We start from the raw sequence: 17,078 nt of genomic DNA on the forward strand, positions 1-17,078 counted from the left end.
CGGTGATCCAGCGGGGTCACCGGCCCGTGGTCCGTTCCAGCCGGGCCAGCCACCGTCGGGCGGCCCGGGGACTGCGCAGCCGCACCACCGGCACCGAGCCGCGAGCCGCACGCTCCTGATAGTGCTCGCGGTTGTCGGCATGGGAGTGCCAGGCCCACAGGATGATGTTCTGCTCCGGGTCGGTGCGCAGCAGGAACCCGGGTCGCTCCCGGTTACCGTGCCACAGCTCCTCCCGGGTGAGCACGCGGCGCAGGGTCCGCCGCACCACCCGGGACATCACCAGCGCGCGGGGGTAGTCCAGCCACACCAGCAGGTCGGCGTTCTCCAGCAGCTCGCCCCGGGCGCTCTGCCAGTTCCCATCCACCACCCACCCGGGGCCGGCGTCCAGTTCCTGCAGCTCGGCGCGCGTGGTCTCCGGGTCGCGCCTGGTCCACCCCGGCCCCCAGAACACCTCGTCCAGCTCCCGGTGCGGTAGCCCCAGGGCATCGGCGAGCGCACGGGCGTAGATGGTCTTGCCGGAACCGGAGGTGCCCACCACCCGGATCCGGCGGGGTGGCCACTGCGTGCTCATCGGGTGCGCAATGCCGCCAGCAGCGAGCGGAACCGCGGGTGCCCGACGATCTCCTCCAACGGCACCAGCCGCCCGGCCCCGTCGGCCAGCGGCACCTTCCAGTTCGGGTACTCGGTGTCCGTGCCCGGCTGGTTCTGCGCGCGGCGCTCCCCCACGGCGTCGGCCAGCGACACCCCGACCAGCACCGAGGGGGTGCGGCGCACGTAGCGGTGCAGCGCCTCCACCACCTCACGCTCGGAGGGATCCGCGCCGATCAGCCCCTGCTCCCGCAGGGCGGCGAGCACCGCCTCGCGTTCGGCCCGGGCCTGGGCGCGCACCACCGGCACCGGCTCGGCGAGCAGACCCAGTCGCTCGCGCAGCGCGACGTGTTCCTCGGCGAGATACCCGGCGGTCGGCGGCAGGTCGTGGGTGGTGACGGTGCTCAGCGCCAGCCGACGGTACGTGTCGGGACGCAGCGGGCGTCCCTCGGCGTCCTTCTCGAACCAGAGCACGGACGTGCCCAGCACCCCGCGGTCGGCCAGCAGCTCCCGCACCCCGGGTTCGACCACCCCGAGGTCCTCACCGATCACCACCGCCCCGGCGCGGTGCGCCTCCAACAGCAGGATGCCGACCATCGCCTCGACGTCGTAGCGCACGTAGGTGCCGGTGCCCGGCGCCTGACCACGCGGGATCCACCACAGCCGGAACAGCCCCATGATGTGGTCGATCCTGACCGCACCCGCGTGCCGGAACACGGTGCGCAGCAGCTCGCGGTACGGCCGGTAGCCGACCCGGGCGAGTTCGGCGGGATGCCACGGCGGCTGCGACCAGTCCTGGCCCTGCTGGTTGTACATGTCCGGCGGCGCACCCACCGATGCCGCCCCGGCCAGCACGCCCCCGAGCGCCCAGGCGTCGGCACCGCCGGGGTGCACGCCCACCGCCAGGTCGTGCATGACGCCGATCGCCATCCCGGCCTCGGTGGCGGCCCGCTGGGCCGTGTCGAGCTGCTGGTCGGCCAGCCATTGCAACCAGCAGTAGAACGCGATCCGCTCGGCCAGCTCGGTGCGGGCACGACGGGCACCCGGCGCCTGGGGTCCGCGCAGGTCCTCGGACCACGGGCCCGGCCCGTCCCGCTCCACCAGGGCGCACCAGAGCGCGAAGTCCTCCAGCCCCTGCCCCTCGCGCCGCCGGAACTCCGCGAAGGCGGTCTCCCGGGCCGGGGTACGCGGCACCGCGAACAGCACCTCCAGTGCCTGCCGCTTGGCCGCCCACACGGTGTCCCGGTCGATCGGCCCGTCGTCGCCGTTCAGCGCGAGCGCCGGCTCCGCCGCCCACTCCACCAGCGCCCGGTCGGCGGCCGACAGATACCCGACCTCGTGCACGTCCTCCACCCGCAGGAACAACGGGTTGACGAACCGGCGGCTGGTCGGCAGGTACGGCGAGGGGGTGAGGGGCGGCACCGGCTCGGCGGCGTGCAGCGGGTTGATCAGCAGGAAGTCGGCGCCCTCGGTCCCGGTCAGCCAGGCCAGGTCGGCCAGGTCGCGCAGATCGCCCAGCCCCCAGGACTCCCGGGAACGCACCGAGTACAGCTGCACCATCAGACCCCAGCGCGGGTGTGCCGCCACCTGCTCGGGCAGTTCGAGTCGGTCCGGCACCACCGCGAGCGGGGTGGCGGCGTCGGCGCTCGGCCCGGTGCTGCGCAGGGTGTGCCAGCCCAACGGCAGGTCGTCGGGCAGCAGGAAGGTGGCGCGACCGACCCGACGTCCGTCGACGGTGCGCGGCTCGACCCAGTGGTCGGACTGGGCCAGATCGATCGTCCCGCCGGTCTCCAGCTCGACCCGCACCGTCACCGGGTCACCGTCGTCGACGTGCACGGGCAGATCGCCGGCCGATCCCCCGCGGTGCACCACCACCGGGGGCAGCACCCGGCGCCACGGCTCGTCCTCGACCTCCTGCAGCGCGGTCGCGATCCGCTCCGGGGTGCGCGCATCCACCCCGAGGGCCGCCAGCACGGCGACCAGGGTGTCCGGCGATGCCTCCGCCCGCCCCCCGCCGAAGGTGTCGAAGGCGGTGTCGACGCCGTGTGCACGCGCCAGTGCGTGCAGAGGGGTCAGGTCGGACGGGTCAGCCAGGTCAGCCGGGTGCTCCACATCACAATCCTTGCACGGCGAGGGTTGCCTAGGCTGGTCGAATGGACTACCCCCCGGCGCGCCGCCTCGATCTGGTCGACGATCTGCACGGACGGCAGGTGGCCGACCCCTACCGCTGGCTGGAGGACGCGGCCGCGGCGGAGACCGAGCAGTGGTCGTCGGCCCAGGACGCGCTGTACGCCGAGCACCGCGCTCAGCTCGCCGCGACCCTGGCGGACGGCCAGCTCGCCACCGACCGACTGACGGCCCGACTGAGCGGGCTGATGGGTGCCGGATTCGTCGGCACCCCGGCCTGGCGTGGTGAGCGCCGGTTCTTCGGTCGGCGGACCGGCGACCAGGAGCACGCGGTGATCGTGGTCGCCGACGCACCCGAGGACACCGAGGGTCGGGTGCTGGTGGACCCGATCGCCCTGGACCCCGCCGGGACGACCACGCTGGACGCCTGGCAGCCGAGCAAGGAGGGCGACCTGCTCGCCTACCAGGTCTCGCACGGCGGCACCGAGGAGAGCGTGCTGCACGTGCTCGACGTGGCGACCGGCGAGCCGGTGGACGGGCCGATCGATCGCGCGCGGTACTCCCCGGTGGCCTGGGAGCCCGGCGGCCGGGCGTTCTTCTACGTCCGTCGCCTGGCACCCGAGCTGCTGCCGGAGGGCGAGAAGCAGTACCACCGCCGAGTGTGGCGCCACGTGGTCGGCACCGACCCGGCCACCGACCTGGAGGTCTTCGGCGACGGCCTGGACCTGACCAACTACTACGGCGTCTCGGTGTCGCTGGACGGTCGCTGGCTGATCGTCTCCGCCTCCCCCGGCACCGCGCCGCGGGTGGACGTCTGGATCGCCGACCTGCACGCCACCGCCCCGGGGGACGCACCCCGGTTCCGGGAGGTCGCGGTGGGCTACGACGCGGAGATCGCCGCCTGGGTCGCCCGCGACGGGCGGATGTACGTGCACACCACGCTGGACGCCGACCGGGGCCGTCTGATGGTCGCCGACCCGGAGCACCCCGAGGTGGCGCACTGGACCACCCTGGTGGCCGAGGACCCGGAGGCGGTGCTGGAGGACGTGGCGCTGACCGACGACGCGCTGCTGGTCTCCCGGCGGCGGCACGCGGTGAGCGAACTGTCCGTGCACGACCTGGCGGGTCGGCGCACCGGGGAGATCGACCTGCCCGGCCTGGGGTCGATCGGTGGCCTGGTCACCCGGCCGGAGGGTGGGCACGAGGTCTGGTTCAGCTACACCGACCACACCACCGTCAGCACCGTCCAGCGCTACGACACCCGCACCGGCGAGCTGTCGGTCTGGGCCACGCCGCCCGGCCGGGTCGCCGACCTGCCGGACGTGCGGGTGCAGCGGGTGATCGCGACCAGCGCCGACGGCACGCCGGTGCGCGCCTTCGTGGTGGCCCGGGCCGATGCCCTGGACGCCGACGGTCGGCCGCTCGCCCCGGCCCCGACGATCCTCTACGGCTACGGCGGCTTCCAGATCAGTCTGGACCCTGCGTACTCGGCGACCACCCTGACCTGGGTGGAGGCCGGTGGCGTCTACGTGGTCGCGAACCTGCGCGGCGGCGGCGAGGAGGGCGAGGCGTGGCACCGGGCGGGCCGCCGGGAGCAGAAGCAGCACGTCTTCGAGGACCACCAGGCGGTGGCCGAGCTGCTGATCGCCGACGGCTGGACCAGCACGCGGCAGCTCGCCTGCTGGGGCGGATCGAACGGCGGCCTGCTGGTCGGCGCCGCGCTGACCCGGCATCCGGAGACCTTCGCCGCGGTGATCTGCTCCGCCCCGCTGCTGGACATGGTCCGCTACCAGAAGTTCGGCCTCGGGGTGACCTGGACCGACGAGTACGGCGACGCCGACGACCCGGAGCAGCTGGACTGGCTGCTCGGCTACTCCCCCTACCACCGGGTCACCCAGGGCACCGCCTACCCGGCCACCCTGTTCACGATCTTCGACGGCGACACCCGGGTCGACCCGTTGCACGCCCGGAAGCTGGCCGCCGAACTGCAGGCGAAGACCGCTGGTGACGCGCCGATCCTGGTGCGCCGCGAGCGGGGGGTGGGGCACGGCGGCCGGGCACTGTCGCGCACCGTGGCGCTGACCGTCGAGCAGCTCCAGTTCGTCGCGGCGCACACAGGTCTGGCTGGTTAACCTGGGCCGGTGCTGCCGTTCTCGACCGAATCCCCCGCGCCGACCCCCAGCCAGTCCCCGACCCCGATGGACGCCGGTGAGGCGGTGGGGCACACCTGGGACTGGCTGACCGGCCCCGGCCTGAAGATCGCCATCATCGTGGTGGTCGGCATGCTGGTGCTGCTGGTGGTGCAGCGGCTGATCAAGTCGGTCACCGAGCACATCGCCAGCGGGGACTCCTTCCTGCAGCGCGGCATCGTGCGGCCGCTCGGCACCGAGGTCGCCGGTGCCCTACGCAAGGCGAATCCGGTCGCCGCCGCCCGGCGCACCCAGCGGGCGCGCACCATCGGCTCGGTGCTGCGGTCCACCGCGGCGATCGTGATCGGCACCATCGTGGTGTTCCTCGCCCTGGACCAGATCGGGGTCAACCTGGCCCCGTTCATCGCCTCGGCCGGAATCGTCGGTGTGGCCCTCGGCTTCGGCGCGCAGAGCCTGGTCAAGGACTTCCTCACCGGCCTGTTCATGTTGCTGGAGGACCAGTACGGGGTCGGCGATGTGGTCGACGTCGGCCCGGCCAGCGGGACCGTGGAGTCGGTCGGCCTGCGGGTCACCAAGATCCGGGACGCCGACGGGGTGCTCTGGTACGTGCCGAACGGCTCGGTGCTCCGAGTGGGCAACAAGACCCAGGGCTGGGCCAACGCCGTGGTCGAGGTGAAGGTGGACTACTTCGTCGACCTGGACCAGGTGCAGGACTTGCTCGGCAGGGCGGCGGCCGAGGTCGCCACGAACGACGAGCTCAAGGCCGTGATGGAGGGCAACGCCACCGTCAACGCCGCCGAGGACCTGGCGGCGGACGCGGTCACCATGCGCCTGGTGCAGCGCACGGTCCCCGCCCAGCAGTGGAAGGTGTCGCGGGCGCTGCGCGAGGCGGTGCGCCGGCAGCTGGCCGACGCCGGCATCCCGCTGGCCGGTCAGCGGGATGCCCTCACCGCCTACCAGGAGACCCTGAAGGCGCGTGAGGACGACGCCGATCAGTCCTGAGCGGCGAGCCCTCGAGCCGCGGGGCCAGCCGCCCTCGAGCCGGGGTGCCGTCAGCTCGGGGTCAGCGCAGTCCGTCGAGCTCGGCGGCCAGGTTGTCGGCCTCCGGGCCGACGATGACCTGCACGATCCGGCCCGAGCGCACGACGCCGAAGGCGCCGGTCTGCTTCAGGGCCGCCTCGTCCACCTGCTGCGGGTCAGTGACCTCCACCCGCAGGCGGGTGATGCACGGCTCCAGGTCGACCACGTTGCCGTTGCCACCCAGCGCCGCCAGGATCTGCTCTGCCTTGCTCAACTCGGAACCTCCGGAACGTGTCGTTGCTCTCGTCTGTGCTCAGCCTAAGCCCGGGGTGGGACGTTCGACCCCTCCCACGGGTGCGACACTCGACACCATGACCCCCGAGGACCCCACCTCGTTCTACGCGGCCGTCGGCGGCCACGACACCTTCGTCCGCCTGGTCGACGTCTTCTACCAGGGCGTCGCCGAGGACCCGGTGCTGGCACCGATGTACCCGGAGCAGGACCTGGGACCGGCCAAGGTGCGGCTGACCATGTTCCTGGAGCAGTACTGGGGCGGCCCCACCACGTACTCCGAGCAGCGTGGCCACCCCCGGCTCCGGATGCGCCACGCGCCCTTCCCGGTCGACACCGACGCCCGGGACCGTTGGCTGCGCCACATGCGCACCGCGGTCGACGCGCTGGAGCTCGCGCCGCTGCACGAGGCGATGCTCTGGGACTACCTGGAACGCGCCGCGCATTCGCTGGTCAACACCGCGACCATGCCATCCTGAGACGCGTGACCGACGCGACGACCTCCCCCGACCCGATCCAGAACCTGCTCGCCGTGCTCGACCTGAGCGCCACCGGCGACGACAGCTTCACCGCGACCAGCCTGCCTCAGCCCTCCGGCCGGGTGTTCGGCGGTCAGGTGATCTCCCAGGCGCTGATCGCGGCCGGCCGCACGGTGCCGGAGGGCCGTCTGCCGCACTCGCTGCACGGCTACTTCCTGCGGCCCGGCGACGTGCGCACCCCGATCGACCTGTCGGTGGAGCGGCTGCGGGACGGCCGGTCGTTCTCCGCCCGCCGGACCCATGCCGCGCAGGACGGCGCGGCCATCCTGTCGATGATCGCTTCCTTCCAGGAACGGCAGGACGGGGTGGAGCTGACCGAGCCGATGCCGGAGGTCCCCGCACCGGAGGAGGTGCCCTCGGCGATGGACGTGATGGGCGACATGGATCACCCGGTCGCCCGGTTCTGGACGCATGAGAGCGCCTTCGACGTCCGGCACGTCGGCGGGGCGATCTACCTCGGTGCCGACCCGACGCACGCCGAGGGCCAGCAGGTGTGGATGCGCACCCGGGCGGCGCTCCCCGACGACCAACTGCTGCACCGGGCACTGCTGGCCCATGCTTGCGACCAGATCATGCTGGAGCCGATCCTGCGCCGCGCCGGGCTGTCCTGGCTGACCCCCGGCCTGTCGGTGTCCAGCCTGGACCACGCGATGTGGTGGCACCGGGACGTGCGGGTGGACGACTGGTTGCTCTTCGACCAGCGCAGCCCGAGCGCGCAGGGCGGCCGTGGCCTCGGCGCGACCCGGGTGTTCGACCGGTCCGGCACCCTGGTCGCCTCGATCGCCCAGGAGGGCATGGTCCGGGTCCCCGCCGGGAACTGAACGGAGCCGGACACGACGACGGGCCGGCCGCCACGAGGGGGGCCGGCCCGCGCCGTCCCGGCGCACAGGGGTCGCCAGGAGCTCGGGGGCGGGATCAGTCGCCGAAACCGACCGCCTTGAACGCCTCGGTCTGCTGGCGGATCGCCACCTCGGTGGGCAGCCGCTCGATCGACGAGGCGCCGAAGAAGCCCACCACGCCGGTGGTGCGGCTGAGCACGTACTGGGCGTCGGCGGGCTCGGCGATCGGCCCCCCGTGGCAGAGCACCAGGATGTCCGGGTTGACCCGCACCGCGGCGTCCCGCATCTGCTGAATCCGCTCCACGCAGGCGTCCAGGGTCAGCGCGGTGCCGGCACCGATCGAACCCTTGGTGGTCAGGCCCATGTGCGGCACCAGGATGTCCGCACCGGCTTCGGCCATCGCGACCGCCTGCTCCACGTCGAAGACGTAGGGGCTGGTCAGCAGGTCGCGCTCGTGGGCAGCGGCGATCATCTCGACCTCCAGGTCGAAGCCCATCCCGGTCTCCTCCAGGTTCTGCCGGAAGGTGCCGTCGATCAGACCGACGGTCGGGAAGTTCTGCACCCCGGTGAACCCGGCCCGCTGCAGGTCGTCCAGGAACCTGCCCATCACCCGGAACGGGTCGGTGCCGTTGACCCCGGCGAGTACCGGGGTGTCCTTGACCACCGGCAGCACCTCGTCGGCCATCTCCATCACGATGGCGTTCGCGTCACCGTAGGCGAGCAGTCCCGCGAGCGAGCCGCGACCGGCCATCCGGTACCGCCCGGAGTTGTAGATGATCAGCAGGTCGATGCCGCCGGCCTCCGCCGACTTGGCCGAGATGCCGGTGCCCGCTCCGCCGCCGATGATCGGTCGGCCGGCGGCCACGGTCGAGCGCAGACGTTCCAGTGCGCGGGTGCGGTCCATGGTCGGGTCCTCCTCAGGTGGTGCGGATCAGTGCGTGGCGATCAGGTCGTGCAGCAGCCGGGCCGCCGCGCGGCCGAAGCCGGGGTCGTTGATGTGCTGGTCGGCCTCGATCAGCGGGAGCTCGGAGTCGGCCATGCCGTGCCGGATCGCGTCGAACAGGGCGGCGTCGGCCTCGGCGTCCTCGAAGGGGCCGCCCGCGGTGTCGATGCCGCTCACCCCGCGCAGCGGCAGCACCAGGGCGCGCGGACCGTGTCCGGCACGCAGCTTCGTGGTGAGTCGCCGCCCGAGCTCAGCCATCTCCTCGGCGGTGGTGCGCATCAGCGTGACGGTGGCGTTGTGCACCAGGAACCGGCGACCGTCGAACCGCTCCGGCACGCTGGCCTCGGGGCCGAAGTTCACCATGTCCAGCGCACCGACGCTGACCACCTGCGGCACCCCGGCGGCCCCGGCGGCGGTCAGCCGATCCGGTCCGGCGCTGAGCACCCCGCCCACCAGGTCGTCGGCCAGCTCGGTGGTGGTCAGGTCCAGCACCCCGGCCAGGAAGCCGTCGGCGGCCAGTCGCTCCATCGCCCGGCCACCGCTGCCGGTGGCGTGGAAGACCACCGGCTCGTACCCCAACGCGGTCAGTTCCTCCCGGGCCTCGTCGCAGGCGGGCGTGGTCAGCCCGAACATGGTCAACGCAACCATCGGGCGGTGCCGGCCCTCGGGTGCCGAGCGGCGGGCCTGCGCCGCCCGGGCCATCCCGGCGACTGCTGCCACCGCATTGCCGAGCACCTGCTCGGACAGCGAGTTGATCCCGGCGATGTCCACCACCGAGTACATCAGCGTGACGTCGGACTCGCCGACGTAGGGCGCCACATCGCCCGATGCCATCGTCGACACCAGCAGCTTGGGCGCCCCCACCGGCAGCGCCTGCATCGCACGGGCCGCCACGGAGGATCCGCCGGAACCGCCCACGGCCAGGACCGCGTCCACCGCGCCGCGACGGTAGAGGTCGGCCAGCACGGTCGCCGCCCCCTCGCCCATCGTGATCAGCGCCGCGCCCCGGTCGCCGGACGCCCGCAGGCTCGCCACCGAGCTGCCGGCCGCCTCGGCCACCTGCGCCGCTGTCACGTCGGCCGCCGCGTCGGACAGCGGTCCGACATCGATGGTCACCGCCCGCACGTCCAGCTCGGCCAGGCGCTCGGCCAGCCAGCGGTACTCCGCACCCTTGGTGTCCAACGTCCCGATCAGGGCCACCGTCGTCATCTCTGGGACCTCCTCGTCCGCTCGTCTGCGCCCAGTCTCGACCGGAAGCTGGGGTCCGGAGTGGACCATTGGCCGGACATTGGCCCAACCGCGCAGGTCGGCGCTACCGTCGCCGCATGACGGAGCTGATCGATCCGGCCGAGCTGGCCCGTCTGCTCGGCCACTGGCAGGGCCCCGGCGCCGCGCAGGCGGCCCCGCTGCGCGCTGGCCTGGCCGACCTGGTCCAGGACGGTGCCCTGCCGGCCGGAGCCCGCCTGCCCGCCCAACGCGCCCTCGCCGCGGCCCTCGGCATCGCCCGGGGCACCGTGGACCGGGTGTACCGGGAGCTGGCGGCCGAGGGCCTGGTCACCGCCCAGCAGGGCTCCGGCACCTACGTGCAACGACCGGCACTGCGGCGACGGACCCGCGACACCGGCCGCCTGAGCTCCTTCACCGCTTCCCCCGAGCCGATCGACCTGTCCAGTGGCGCCCTGCCCGCCGCCCCCGGGGTCGCCGAGGTCTTCGCCCGGGTCGCCGAGCTGCTCGCCGACGGCCACGCGCACCGGGACGGCTACTTCCCGGCCGGACTGCCCGAACTGCGCGCGGCGCTGGCCCGTCGTCTCACCGCCGACGGCGTGCCCACCGCCCCGGACCAGCTGATGGTCACCGCCGGATCGCAGCAGGCCGTCTGGCTGGTGGGCCAGACCCTGATCGGTGCCGGGGACACCGTCGTCACCGAGGACCCGACCTATCGCGGCGCGCTCGGGGTGTTCGGCGCGGCCGGTGCCCGGATCCGGGCGGTGCCCACCGGTGCGCACGGCATCGACACCGACCTGCTCGGCCGCGCCCTGGCCCAGCGGCCCCGGCTGCTCTACGTGCAGACCTCGCTGCACAATCCCACCGGCGTGCACACCGGCCGGGCCCGTCGCAGCGAGATCGGCCGACTGGTCGACCGGGGCGACACCCTGGTGCTCGACGACCAGTCCTGCGCCGACCTGCCCCGCACCCGCTCCGGCCGGCTCGGCGGTCTGGACGGCCGGGTGCACCCCGAGCGGCTGATCACGGTCGGCACCACCTCCAAGCTGTTCTGGGGCGGACTGCGGATCGGCTGGATCCGGGCCGACCCGGCGATGATCCGACGCCTGACCGCCACCCGCAGCGCGGTGGACCTCGGCTCGGCCGTGGCCGACCAGCTCGCCGTGTCCCTGCTGCTGCCCCGCACGGCGGAGCTGCGAGCCGAGCGCCGGGACCTGCTGGACACCCAGTACCGGCAGACCGTCGAGGTGCTGGCCGCCGAGGCCCCGGACTGGAGCTGGTCGGCTCCGGACGGCGGCAGCGGACTGTGGGTAGAGACCGGACAGGACACCGTGCGCCTGGCCAGCCGGGCCCAGGCAGCCGGTGTCCGGCTGGCCCCGGGACCGGGGTTCTCCGCCTACGAGGGGCACCGCAGTCGGCTGCGGCTGCCGCTGTGGCACGAGCCCGGGATGCTGGCGGAGGCGCTGCGCCGGGTGCGGTGAGACCCGGCTCCGGTGGCGACGGCGGCGACCGCGATGCAGGGTGTCGCCCGTGGTCAGACTGCGACGCGTACGGATCGACTCCCCCGGCTGGACCCGCAAGCGCGCCGGGAAGTCGTTCCACTATCTCGACCTGGACCGCGTGCGGATCACGGACATCGAGCACCTGGACCGGATCACCGCGCTGGCCATCCCGCCCGCGTGGCAGGACGTGTGGATCAGCCCGTGGCCGAACGGCCACATCCAGGCCGCCGGACTCGACGACGCCCGGCGCCGGCAGTACCTCTACCACCAGCAGTGGCGCGCCCGCCGCGACCGGCTCAAGCACGATCACGTGCTCGACGTCGGCCGCCGCCTGCCCGCCGCCCGGCGTTCGGTCCGCCGCGACCTGGCGTTGCCCGGTTTCCCCCGGGCGAAGGCGCTGGCTCTGGCCTTCCGGCTGCTCGACCTCGCCTACTTCCGCGCCGGGGGCGAGGGCTACGCGCAGCGCAACGGCTCCTACGGCCTGGCCACCCTGCGCCGCGAGCACGTCGAGGTGCTGGACGAGCAGCGGGTGCACTTCTGCTACCCGGCCAAATCCGGTCAGGTCCGGGACGTCGTGGTCGAGGACGCCCAGGTCGCCGAGCTGATCGGCACCCTGCTGCGGCGGCGCGGCGGCGGTCCGGAGCTGCTGGCCTGGTCCGACGACGACGGCTGGCACGACATCGTCTCCGCCGAGGTCGGGGCGGATGTGAAGCACCGGCTGGGCGACGACGCCTCGCCGAAGGACTTCCGCACCTGGCATGCCACGGTGCTCGCCGCCCGGGCGCTGGCAGCCGCCGGACCCGCACCGTCGTCGGAACGGGCACGCCGCACGGTGGTCGCGCAGATGGTCAAGGACGTGTCCACCGAACTCGGCAACACCCCGGCCGTGTGCCGCGCCTCCTACATCGACCCGCGGGTGATCGACCTGTGGGCGCACGGCACCGCCATCGCCCCCACCCGCTCCCAGGCGGTGGCCGAGAAGCGGACCCTGGAGCTGCTGGGCTGAAGCCCCCGCCAACTGGCCGCCTGGCCGCCTGGCCGCCTGGCCTGAGGCTCGCGGCCACCTGCCCGCCCCGCCGGCCGGTTGCCTGTTCGCCTGGTGGTCTGTCCGCCTGCCTGGCTGGCTGATGGTTGCCTGGCTGGCGCCCCTCCGCCCGGTGGCCCGGCCCCTGTCCGCCTGCGCCGGGCCGCGTGACGCCCCGGGTGCGGGTCGTCCGATCCGACCGCAGACTGCGGGAATGGCGAAGCCCGCACCCGATGACCTGCTCCCCCACCCGATCGCCGACACGCTGCCGGGGCTGGTTCCCGGCCTCGGACCCGACGGGCACCCGCGCCCGGACGCGCCGCTGGTCGCCGTCACCGGGGTGACCGGCTACGTCGGTGGTCGGCTGGTCCCCGAGCTGCTGGCAGCGGGTTACCGGGTGCGCGCCCTGGCCCGGCACCCGGAACGGCTGCGCGGACGGCCCTGGTTCCACGACGTCGAAGCGGTGAAGGCCGACGCCAGTGACGCCGACCAGATCCGCGCCGCCCTGGACGGCGCCGACGTCGCCTACTACCTGATCCACTCGATGGGCTCGGGCAGCGAGTTCGAGGAGCGCGACCGCGGCACCGCCCGCACCTTCGGCAAGGCGGCGCGTGAGGCGGGGGTCGGTCGGCTGATCTACCTGGGCGGCCTCGCACCCGAGGGCGAGAAGCTGTCACCGCACCTGGCGTCCCGCACCGAGGTCGGCGAGATCCTGCTGGACAGCGGAGTGCCGACCGCCGTGCTGCGTGCGGCGGTGATCCTCGGCTCCGGGTCGGCCTCCTTCGAGATGATGCGGTACCTCACCGAACGACTGCCCGCGATGACGGTGCCGAAGTGGGTGGAGAACCGGATCCAGCCCATCGCGGTCCGGGACGTGCTGCGCTACCTGGTCGGAGCCGCCTCCCTGCCGCCAGAGGTCAGCCGGGCCTTCGACATCGGTGGCCCCGAGGTGCTCACCTACCGCGACATGATGCAGCACTACGCGGCGGTGGCCGGGCTGGGTCGCCGGATCATCGTCCCCGTACCGGTACTGACCCCGGGGCTGTCCAGCCTCTGGGTCGGCCTCGTCACCCCGGTACCCTCCGGCATCGCCCGCCCCCTGGTCGAGTCCCTGGTGCACGAGGTCGTCTGCGACGAGCACGACATCGCGGAGTACATCCCCGACCCGCCGCAGGGACTGATCGGCTTCGACCGCGCCGTGAAGCTCGCGCTGACCCGGATCCACGAGGCGGCGGTCACCACCCGGTGGTCGTCCGCCGGCGTGCCCGGCGCGCCGAGCGAACCGCTGCCCACCGACCCGGACTGGGCCGGTGGCTCGCTCTACGTCGACGAGCGCAGCGTCCGGGTGGACGCCTCCCCCGCCGCGCTGTGGCGGGTACTGGAGGCGGTCGGCGGCGAGCGCGGCTGGTACTCCTGGTCGCTCGCCTGGCGGGTGCGCGGCCTGCTGGACCGCCTGGTCGGCGGCCCCGGCCTGCGCCGTGGTCGCCGCGACCCGAGCCGCCTGCTGGTGGACGACGCCGTCGACTTCTGGCGGGTCGAGGAGGTCGTGCCCGGGGAACTGATCCGGCTGCGCGCGGAGATGCGTCTGCCCGGCCTGGCGTGGCTGGAGCTGCGAGTACAGCCCACCGAAGAGGGTGGGTCGAGCGACTGGACCACCCCGCCGACCGTCTACGCGCAGCGGGCGATCTTCCACCCGCGGGGACTGGCCGGCCAGCTCTACTGGTGGTCGGTGTACCCGTTCCACGGTGTGGTCTTCGGTGGCATGCAGCGGAACATCGCGCACGCCGCCGAGGTCGCCGAGCGCTCCCGCAGCGACCGCTGACCCGCCGGGGACCCCGACTGCCCCAGCGCCGCACCTGCCCGCAGTGGTCGCGAGCCGCCCGAGTTCGAGAGGTCGCGCCCGGGTTCGCCCGACGGGTCCAGGTCGTCACGTCGCGCCCGCGAAGTCGTCCGTTGGCGCCCGAGTTCGTCGCGTCGCGCCCCGCCCGCACCCCAGGTCGTCACGTCACGCCCGAAGTCGTCACTTTGCGCCTCAGGTAGCCACGTCGCGCCCGAATTCGTGAGATCGCGCCCGAGGTCGTCACTTCGCCACGGTCGACGTGGCGCGTGCTGCCGACCTCGGGACCCGCACGGTCTCGGACAGGCCGGGTGCTCCGGGTCGCATCGCGCAGATCCCACGGACCACCAGGTCCACCGGTACCCCGTGGCGCCGTGGGTCAGCGACCGCGGTGCCGGAACCGCACCGGCTCCTCGACGTACGGCGTCCACGCGGCCCGCTCGGTGTCGCCGAGCCGGCGGGGCCGCCCGGTCGCCGCGTCCACCAGCACCACGGTGGTCTCGGCCCGTGCGTACACCGTGCCGTCCTCGTCCTTGACCTCGTAGCAGACGTCCATGCTCGCGCCGCCGAGGTGGCCCAGCCACATCTCGACCAGCACCGGCGAACGCCGGTACGCCAGCGGCACCAGGTACTCGATCTGCTGGCGGGCGACCAGGGTCGACGTCTCGGCACCCGGCCCGGCGTCCAGCACGGCGGTCGGCCAGGGTCGGCGCTCGGTGTCGTCCACCGAGGGCGGGCTGGCCCAGAACGCCTCGATCCGGGACTCCTCCAGGATGGTCAGCATCGCCACGTTGTTCACATGCGCGTAGGCGTCCACATCCGACCAGCGCAGCTGCACCGGCACCCGCAGTCGGGCCATCGTCTCCCTCTTCCTCTCGCCACCGGCAGGGCGCCGCCGACGCTCCTGGGTCGCCATGCTCGACGACCCCTGCCCGGTCCCATCATCGCCCCCCGCGCGACCGCGCCCGTCCCGCGCAGGCAGGACGGGCGCCCGCAGGACCAGCGCGCCCAGCCCGCGCACACGACGGAGGCGTCCCAGTCACTTGCACGACGGAGGCGCTCGGCCCGCACGCAGGTCCGGCGCGCCCCGACCGCAGGACTGCGCGCCCCGCCCGCACAGCGAAGGCCTCCCGCCCACACGCACGACCAACGCATCCAGCCCGCATGCAGGACGGGCGCGTCCCGCTCGCTGCGGAACGCGCCCGTCCTGGTCGCCCACGGCTGAGCTCACCCGTGGCCAGCCCAGCCGCCGATCGACTGCCGGTCGGCTGAGCGCCGGCTCAGCCGTCGGTCAGCTCAGTCGCGGGTCAGCTTGCGGTAGGTGACCCGGTGCGGACGCGCGGCGTCGGCACCCAAGCGGGAGACCTTGTTCTCCTCGTAGGAGGCGAAGTTGCCCTCGAACCAGTACCAGGCGGAGGGGTTCTCCTCAGTGCCCTCGTAGGCCAGGATGTGCGTCGCCACCCGGTCGAGGAACCACCGGTCGTGGGAGACCACGACCGCACAGCCGGGGAACTCCAGCAGCGCGTTCTCCAGCGAGCCGAGCGTCTCGACGTCCAGGTCGTTGGTGGGCTCGTCGAGCAGCAGCAGGTTGCCGCCCTGCTTGAGGGTCAGCGCCAGGTTCAGCCGGTTGCGCTCACCACCGGAGAGCACCCCCGCGGGCTTCTGCTGGTCCGGGCCCTTGAACCCGAACGACGCCACGTAGGCGCGGGACGGCATCTCCACGTTGCCGACCTTGATGAAGTCGAGCCCGTCGGAGACCACCTCCCACAGGGTCTTCTTCGGGTCGATGCCGCCACGCGACTGGTCGACGTAGGAGATCTGCACGGTCTCGCCGACCTTGAGGTTGCCGCCGTCCAGCGGCTCCAGCCCCACGATGGTCTTGAACAGGGTGGTCTTACCCACACCGTTCGGGCCGATCACGCCGACGATGCCGTTACGCGGCAGCGTGAAGCTCAGACCGTCGATCAGCACCCGGCCGTCGAAGCCCTTCTGCAGGTCCGAGGCCTCCAGCACCACCGAGCCCAGACGCGGGCCCGGCGGGATCTGGATCTCCTCGAAGTCCAACTTCCGGGTCCGGTCGGCCTCGGCCGCCATCTCCTCGTAGCGCTCCAGGCGGGCCTTCGACTTGGTCTGGCGACCCTTGGCGCTGGACCGCACCCACTCCAGCTCGTCCTTCAGGCGCTTGGCGAGCTTGGCGTCCTTCTTGCCCTGCACCTCCAGGCGGGCCTGCTTCTTCTCCAGGTAGGTGGAGTAGTTGCCCTCGTAGGGGTACAGCCGACCGCGGTCGACCTCACAGATCCACTCGGCGACGTGGTCCAGGAAGTACCGGTCGTGGGTGACGGCGAGCACGGCGCCGGGGTACGAGGCGAGGTGCTGCTCCAGCCACAGCACGCTCTCCGCGTCCAGGTGGTTGGTCGGCTCGTCGAGCAGCAGCAGGTCGGGCTGCTCCAGCAGCAGCTTGCACAGCGCGACCCGGCGACGCTCACCACCGGAGAGCACCTTGACGTCGGCGTCCGGCGGCGGGCAGCGCAGCGCGTCCATCGCCTGCTCGAGCTGGGCGTCCAGGTCCCAAGCGTCGGCGGCGTCGATCGCCTCCTGCAGCTCACCCATCTCGGCCATCAGCGCGTCGAAGTCGGCATCCGGCTCGGCCATCAGGGCGGAGATCTCGTTGAAGCGGTCGATCTTGCCCTTGATCTCGGCGACACCCTCCTGGACGTTGCCCAGGACGGTCTTCTCCTCGTTCAGCGGCGGCTCCTGCTGCAGGATGCCGACCGTGTACCCCGGACTCAGCCGCGCCTCGCCGTTGGAGGGCTGGTCGAGCCCGGCCATGATCTTCAGGATGGTCGACTTTCCGGCACCGTTCGGGCCGACGACGCCGATCTTCGCGCCGGGCAGGAAGTTCAGCGACACGTCGTCGAGGATGACCTTGTCGCCGTGCGCCTTCCGCGCCTTGTACATGGAGTAGATGAACTCAGCCAACGCTCTTCGTCCGCC

General features: G+C 73.0%; 14 protein-coding genes and 1 pseudogene. 7 read left to right on the top strand and 8 right to left on the bottom strand.

Features of this window, described 5'->3' with window-relative positions:
• Nucleotides 1-16: 16 nt before the first annotated feature.
• Nucleotides 17-571 (bottom strand): P-loop NTPase family protein, encoded by a 555-nt coding sequence (locus HGK68_RS10870; RefSeq protein ID WP_169165979.1) that lies wholly within the window; start codon nucleotides 569-571, stop codon nucleotides 17-19.
• The gene (malQ, locus tag HGK68_RS10875; protein ID WP_246260293.1) at nucleotides 568-2,700 is read right to left on the bottom strand and encodes a 4-alpha-glucanotransferase; all 2,133 of its coding nucleotides are present in this window, start codon (nucleotides 2,698-2,700) and stop codon (nucleotides 568-570) included. Before malQ ends, HGK68_RS10870 begins: the two co-directional genes overlap by 4 nt.
• A 41-nt stretch (nucleotides 2,701-2,741) precedes the next feature.
• On the opposite strand from malQ, the gene HGK68_RS10880 reads away from it, so the two are divergent.
• Together HGK68_RS10880 and HGK68_RS10885 are read left to right on the top strand one after the other, a co-directional pair.
• The gene (locus HGK68_RS10880) at nucleotides 2,742-4,847 is read left to right on the top strand and encodes a prolyl oligopeptidase family serine peptidase (protein ID WP_169165980.1); all 2,106 of its coding nucleotides are present in this window, start codon (nucleotides 2,742-2,744) and stop codon (nucleotides 4,845-4,847) included.
• A gap of 9 nt (nucleotides 4,848-4,856) precedes the next feature.
• Nucleotides 4,857-5,867 carry a mechanosensitive ion channel family protein gene (locus HGK68_RS10885; protein WP_246260294.1) on the top strand — a complete coding sequence of 337 codons (1,011 nt, stop codon included), beginning with the start codon at nucleotides 4,857-4,859 and terminating at the stop codon, nucleotides 5,865-5,867.
• Nucleotides 5,868-5,928: 61 nt separating this feature from the next.
• Here the strand turns inward: HGK68_RS10885 and HGK68_RS10890 are convergent, their stop codons facing one another.
• Nucleotides 5,929-6,159, bottom strand: coding sequence for a PTS sugar transporter subunit IIB (locus tag HGK68_RS10890; RefSeq protein ID WP_169165981.1), 231 nt, complete (start codon nucleotides 6,157-6,159; stop codon nucleotides 5,929-5,931).
• Between the two features lie 97 nt (nucleotides 6,160-6,256).
• On the opposite strand from HGK68_RS10890, the gene HGK68_RS10895 reads away from it, so the two are divergent.
• Both HGK68_RS10895 and HGK68_RS10900 read left to right on the top strand, forming a co-directional pair.
• Nucleotides 6,257-6,655: a globin gene (locus HGK68_RS10895; protein WP_169165982.1), complete on the top strand. Its 399-nt coding sequence runs from the start codon at nucleotides 6,257-6,259 to the stop codon at nucleotides 6,653-6,655.
• Between the two features lie 5 nt (nucleotides 6,656-6,660).
• Nucleotides 6,661-7,536 (top strand): acyl-CoA thioesterase, encoded by an 876-nt coding sequence (locus HGK68_RS10900; protein WP_169165983.1) that lies wholly within the window; start codon nucleotides 6,661-6,663, stop codon nucleotides 7,534-7,536.
• A gap of 94 nt (nucleotides 7,537-7,630) precedes the next feature.
• On the opposite strand, the gene HGK68_RS10905 is transcribed toward HGK68_RS10900, so the two are convergent.
• Nucleotides 7,631-8,458, bottom strand: a complete 828-nt coding sequence (locus HGK68_RS10905; RefSeq protein WP_169165984.1) for a phosphoenolpyruvate hydrolase family protein — start codon at nucleotides 8,456-8,458, stop codon at nucleotides 7,631-7,633.
• Between the two features lie 27 nt (nucleotides 8,459-8,485).
• Nucleotides 8,486-9,706: a Tm-1-like ATP-binding domain-containing protein gene (locus tag HGK68_RS10910; protein WP_169165985.1), complete on the bottom strand. Its 1,221-nt coding sequence runs from the start codon at nucleotides 9,704-9,706 to the stop codon at nucleotides 8,486-8,488.
• Nucleotides 9,707-9,822: 116 nt separating this feature from the next.
• Here HGK68_RS10910 and HGK68_RS10915 point away from each other — a divergent pair, with 116 nt between their 5' ends.
• From HGK68_RS10915 to HGK68_RS10925, 3 genes are all read left to right on the top strand, one after another.
• Nucleotides 9,823-11,202, top strand: a complete 1,380-nt coding sequence (locus HGK68_RS10915) for an aminotransferase-like domain-containing protein (protein WP_169165986.1) — start codon at nucleotides 9,823-9,825, stop codon at nucleotides 11,200-11,202.
• A 49-nt stretch (nucleotides 11,203-11,251) separates the two neighbouring features.
• A complete protein-coding gene (locus HGK68_RS10920) occupies nucleotides 11,252-12,229 on the top strand; it encodes a DNA topoisomerase IB (protein WP_169165987.1) in 978 nt (325 codons plus the stop codon).
• Nucleotides 12,230-12,461: 232 nt separating this feature from the next.
• Nucleotides 12,462-14,069, top strand: coding sequence for an SDR family oxidoreductase (locus HGK68_RS10925; RefSeq protein WP_169165988.1), 1,608 nt, complete (start codon nucleotides 12,462-12,464; stop codon nucleotides 14,067-14,069).
• Between the two features lie 300 nt (nucleotides 14,070-14,369).
• On the opposite strand, the pseudogene HGK68_RS16360 reads toward HGK68_RS10925, so the two are convergent.
• The 3 genes and pseudogenes from HGK68_RS16360 to ettA form a co-directional block, all read right to left on the bottom strand.
• Nucleotides 14,370-14,450, bottom strand: a pseudogene (locus HGK68_RS16360) (hypothetical protein); the annotation flags it as partial.
• Between the two features lie 13 nt (nucleotides 14,451-14,463).
• Entirely contained in the window at nucleotides 14,464-14,943 is a 480-nt protein-coding gene (locus HGK68_RS10935; RefSeq protein WP_169165990.1) for an acyl-CoA thioesterase, read from the bottom strand.
• Between the two features lie 437 nt (nucleotides 14,944-15,380).
• The gene (gene ettA / locus HGK68_RS10940; protein WP_169165991.1) at nucleotides 15,381-17,063 is read right to left on the bottom strand and encodes an energy-dependent translational throttle protein EttA; all 1,683 of its coding nucleotides are present in this window, start codon (nucleotides 17,061-17,063) and stop codon (nucleotides 15,381-15,383) included.
• Nucleotides 17,064-17,078 lie beyond the last annotated feature (15 nt).

Source organism: Cellulomonas taurus, assembly GCF_012931845.1.
Lineage (GTDB): Bacteria > Actinomycetota > Actinomycetes > Actinomycetales > Cellulomonadaceae > Cellulomonas > Cellulomonas taurus.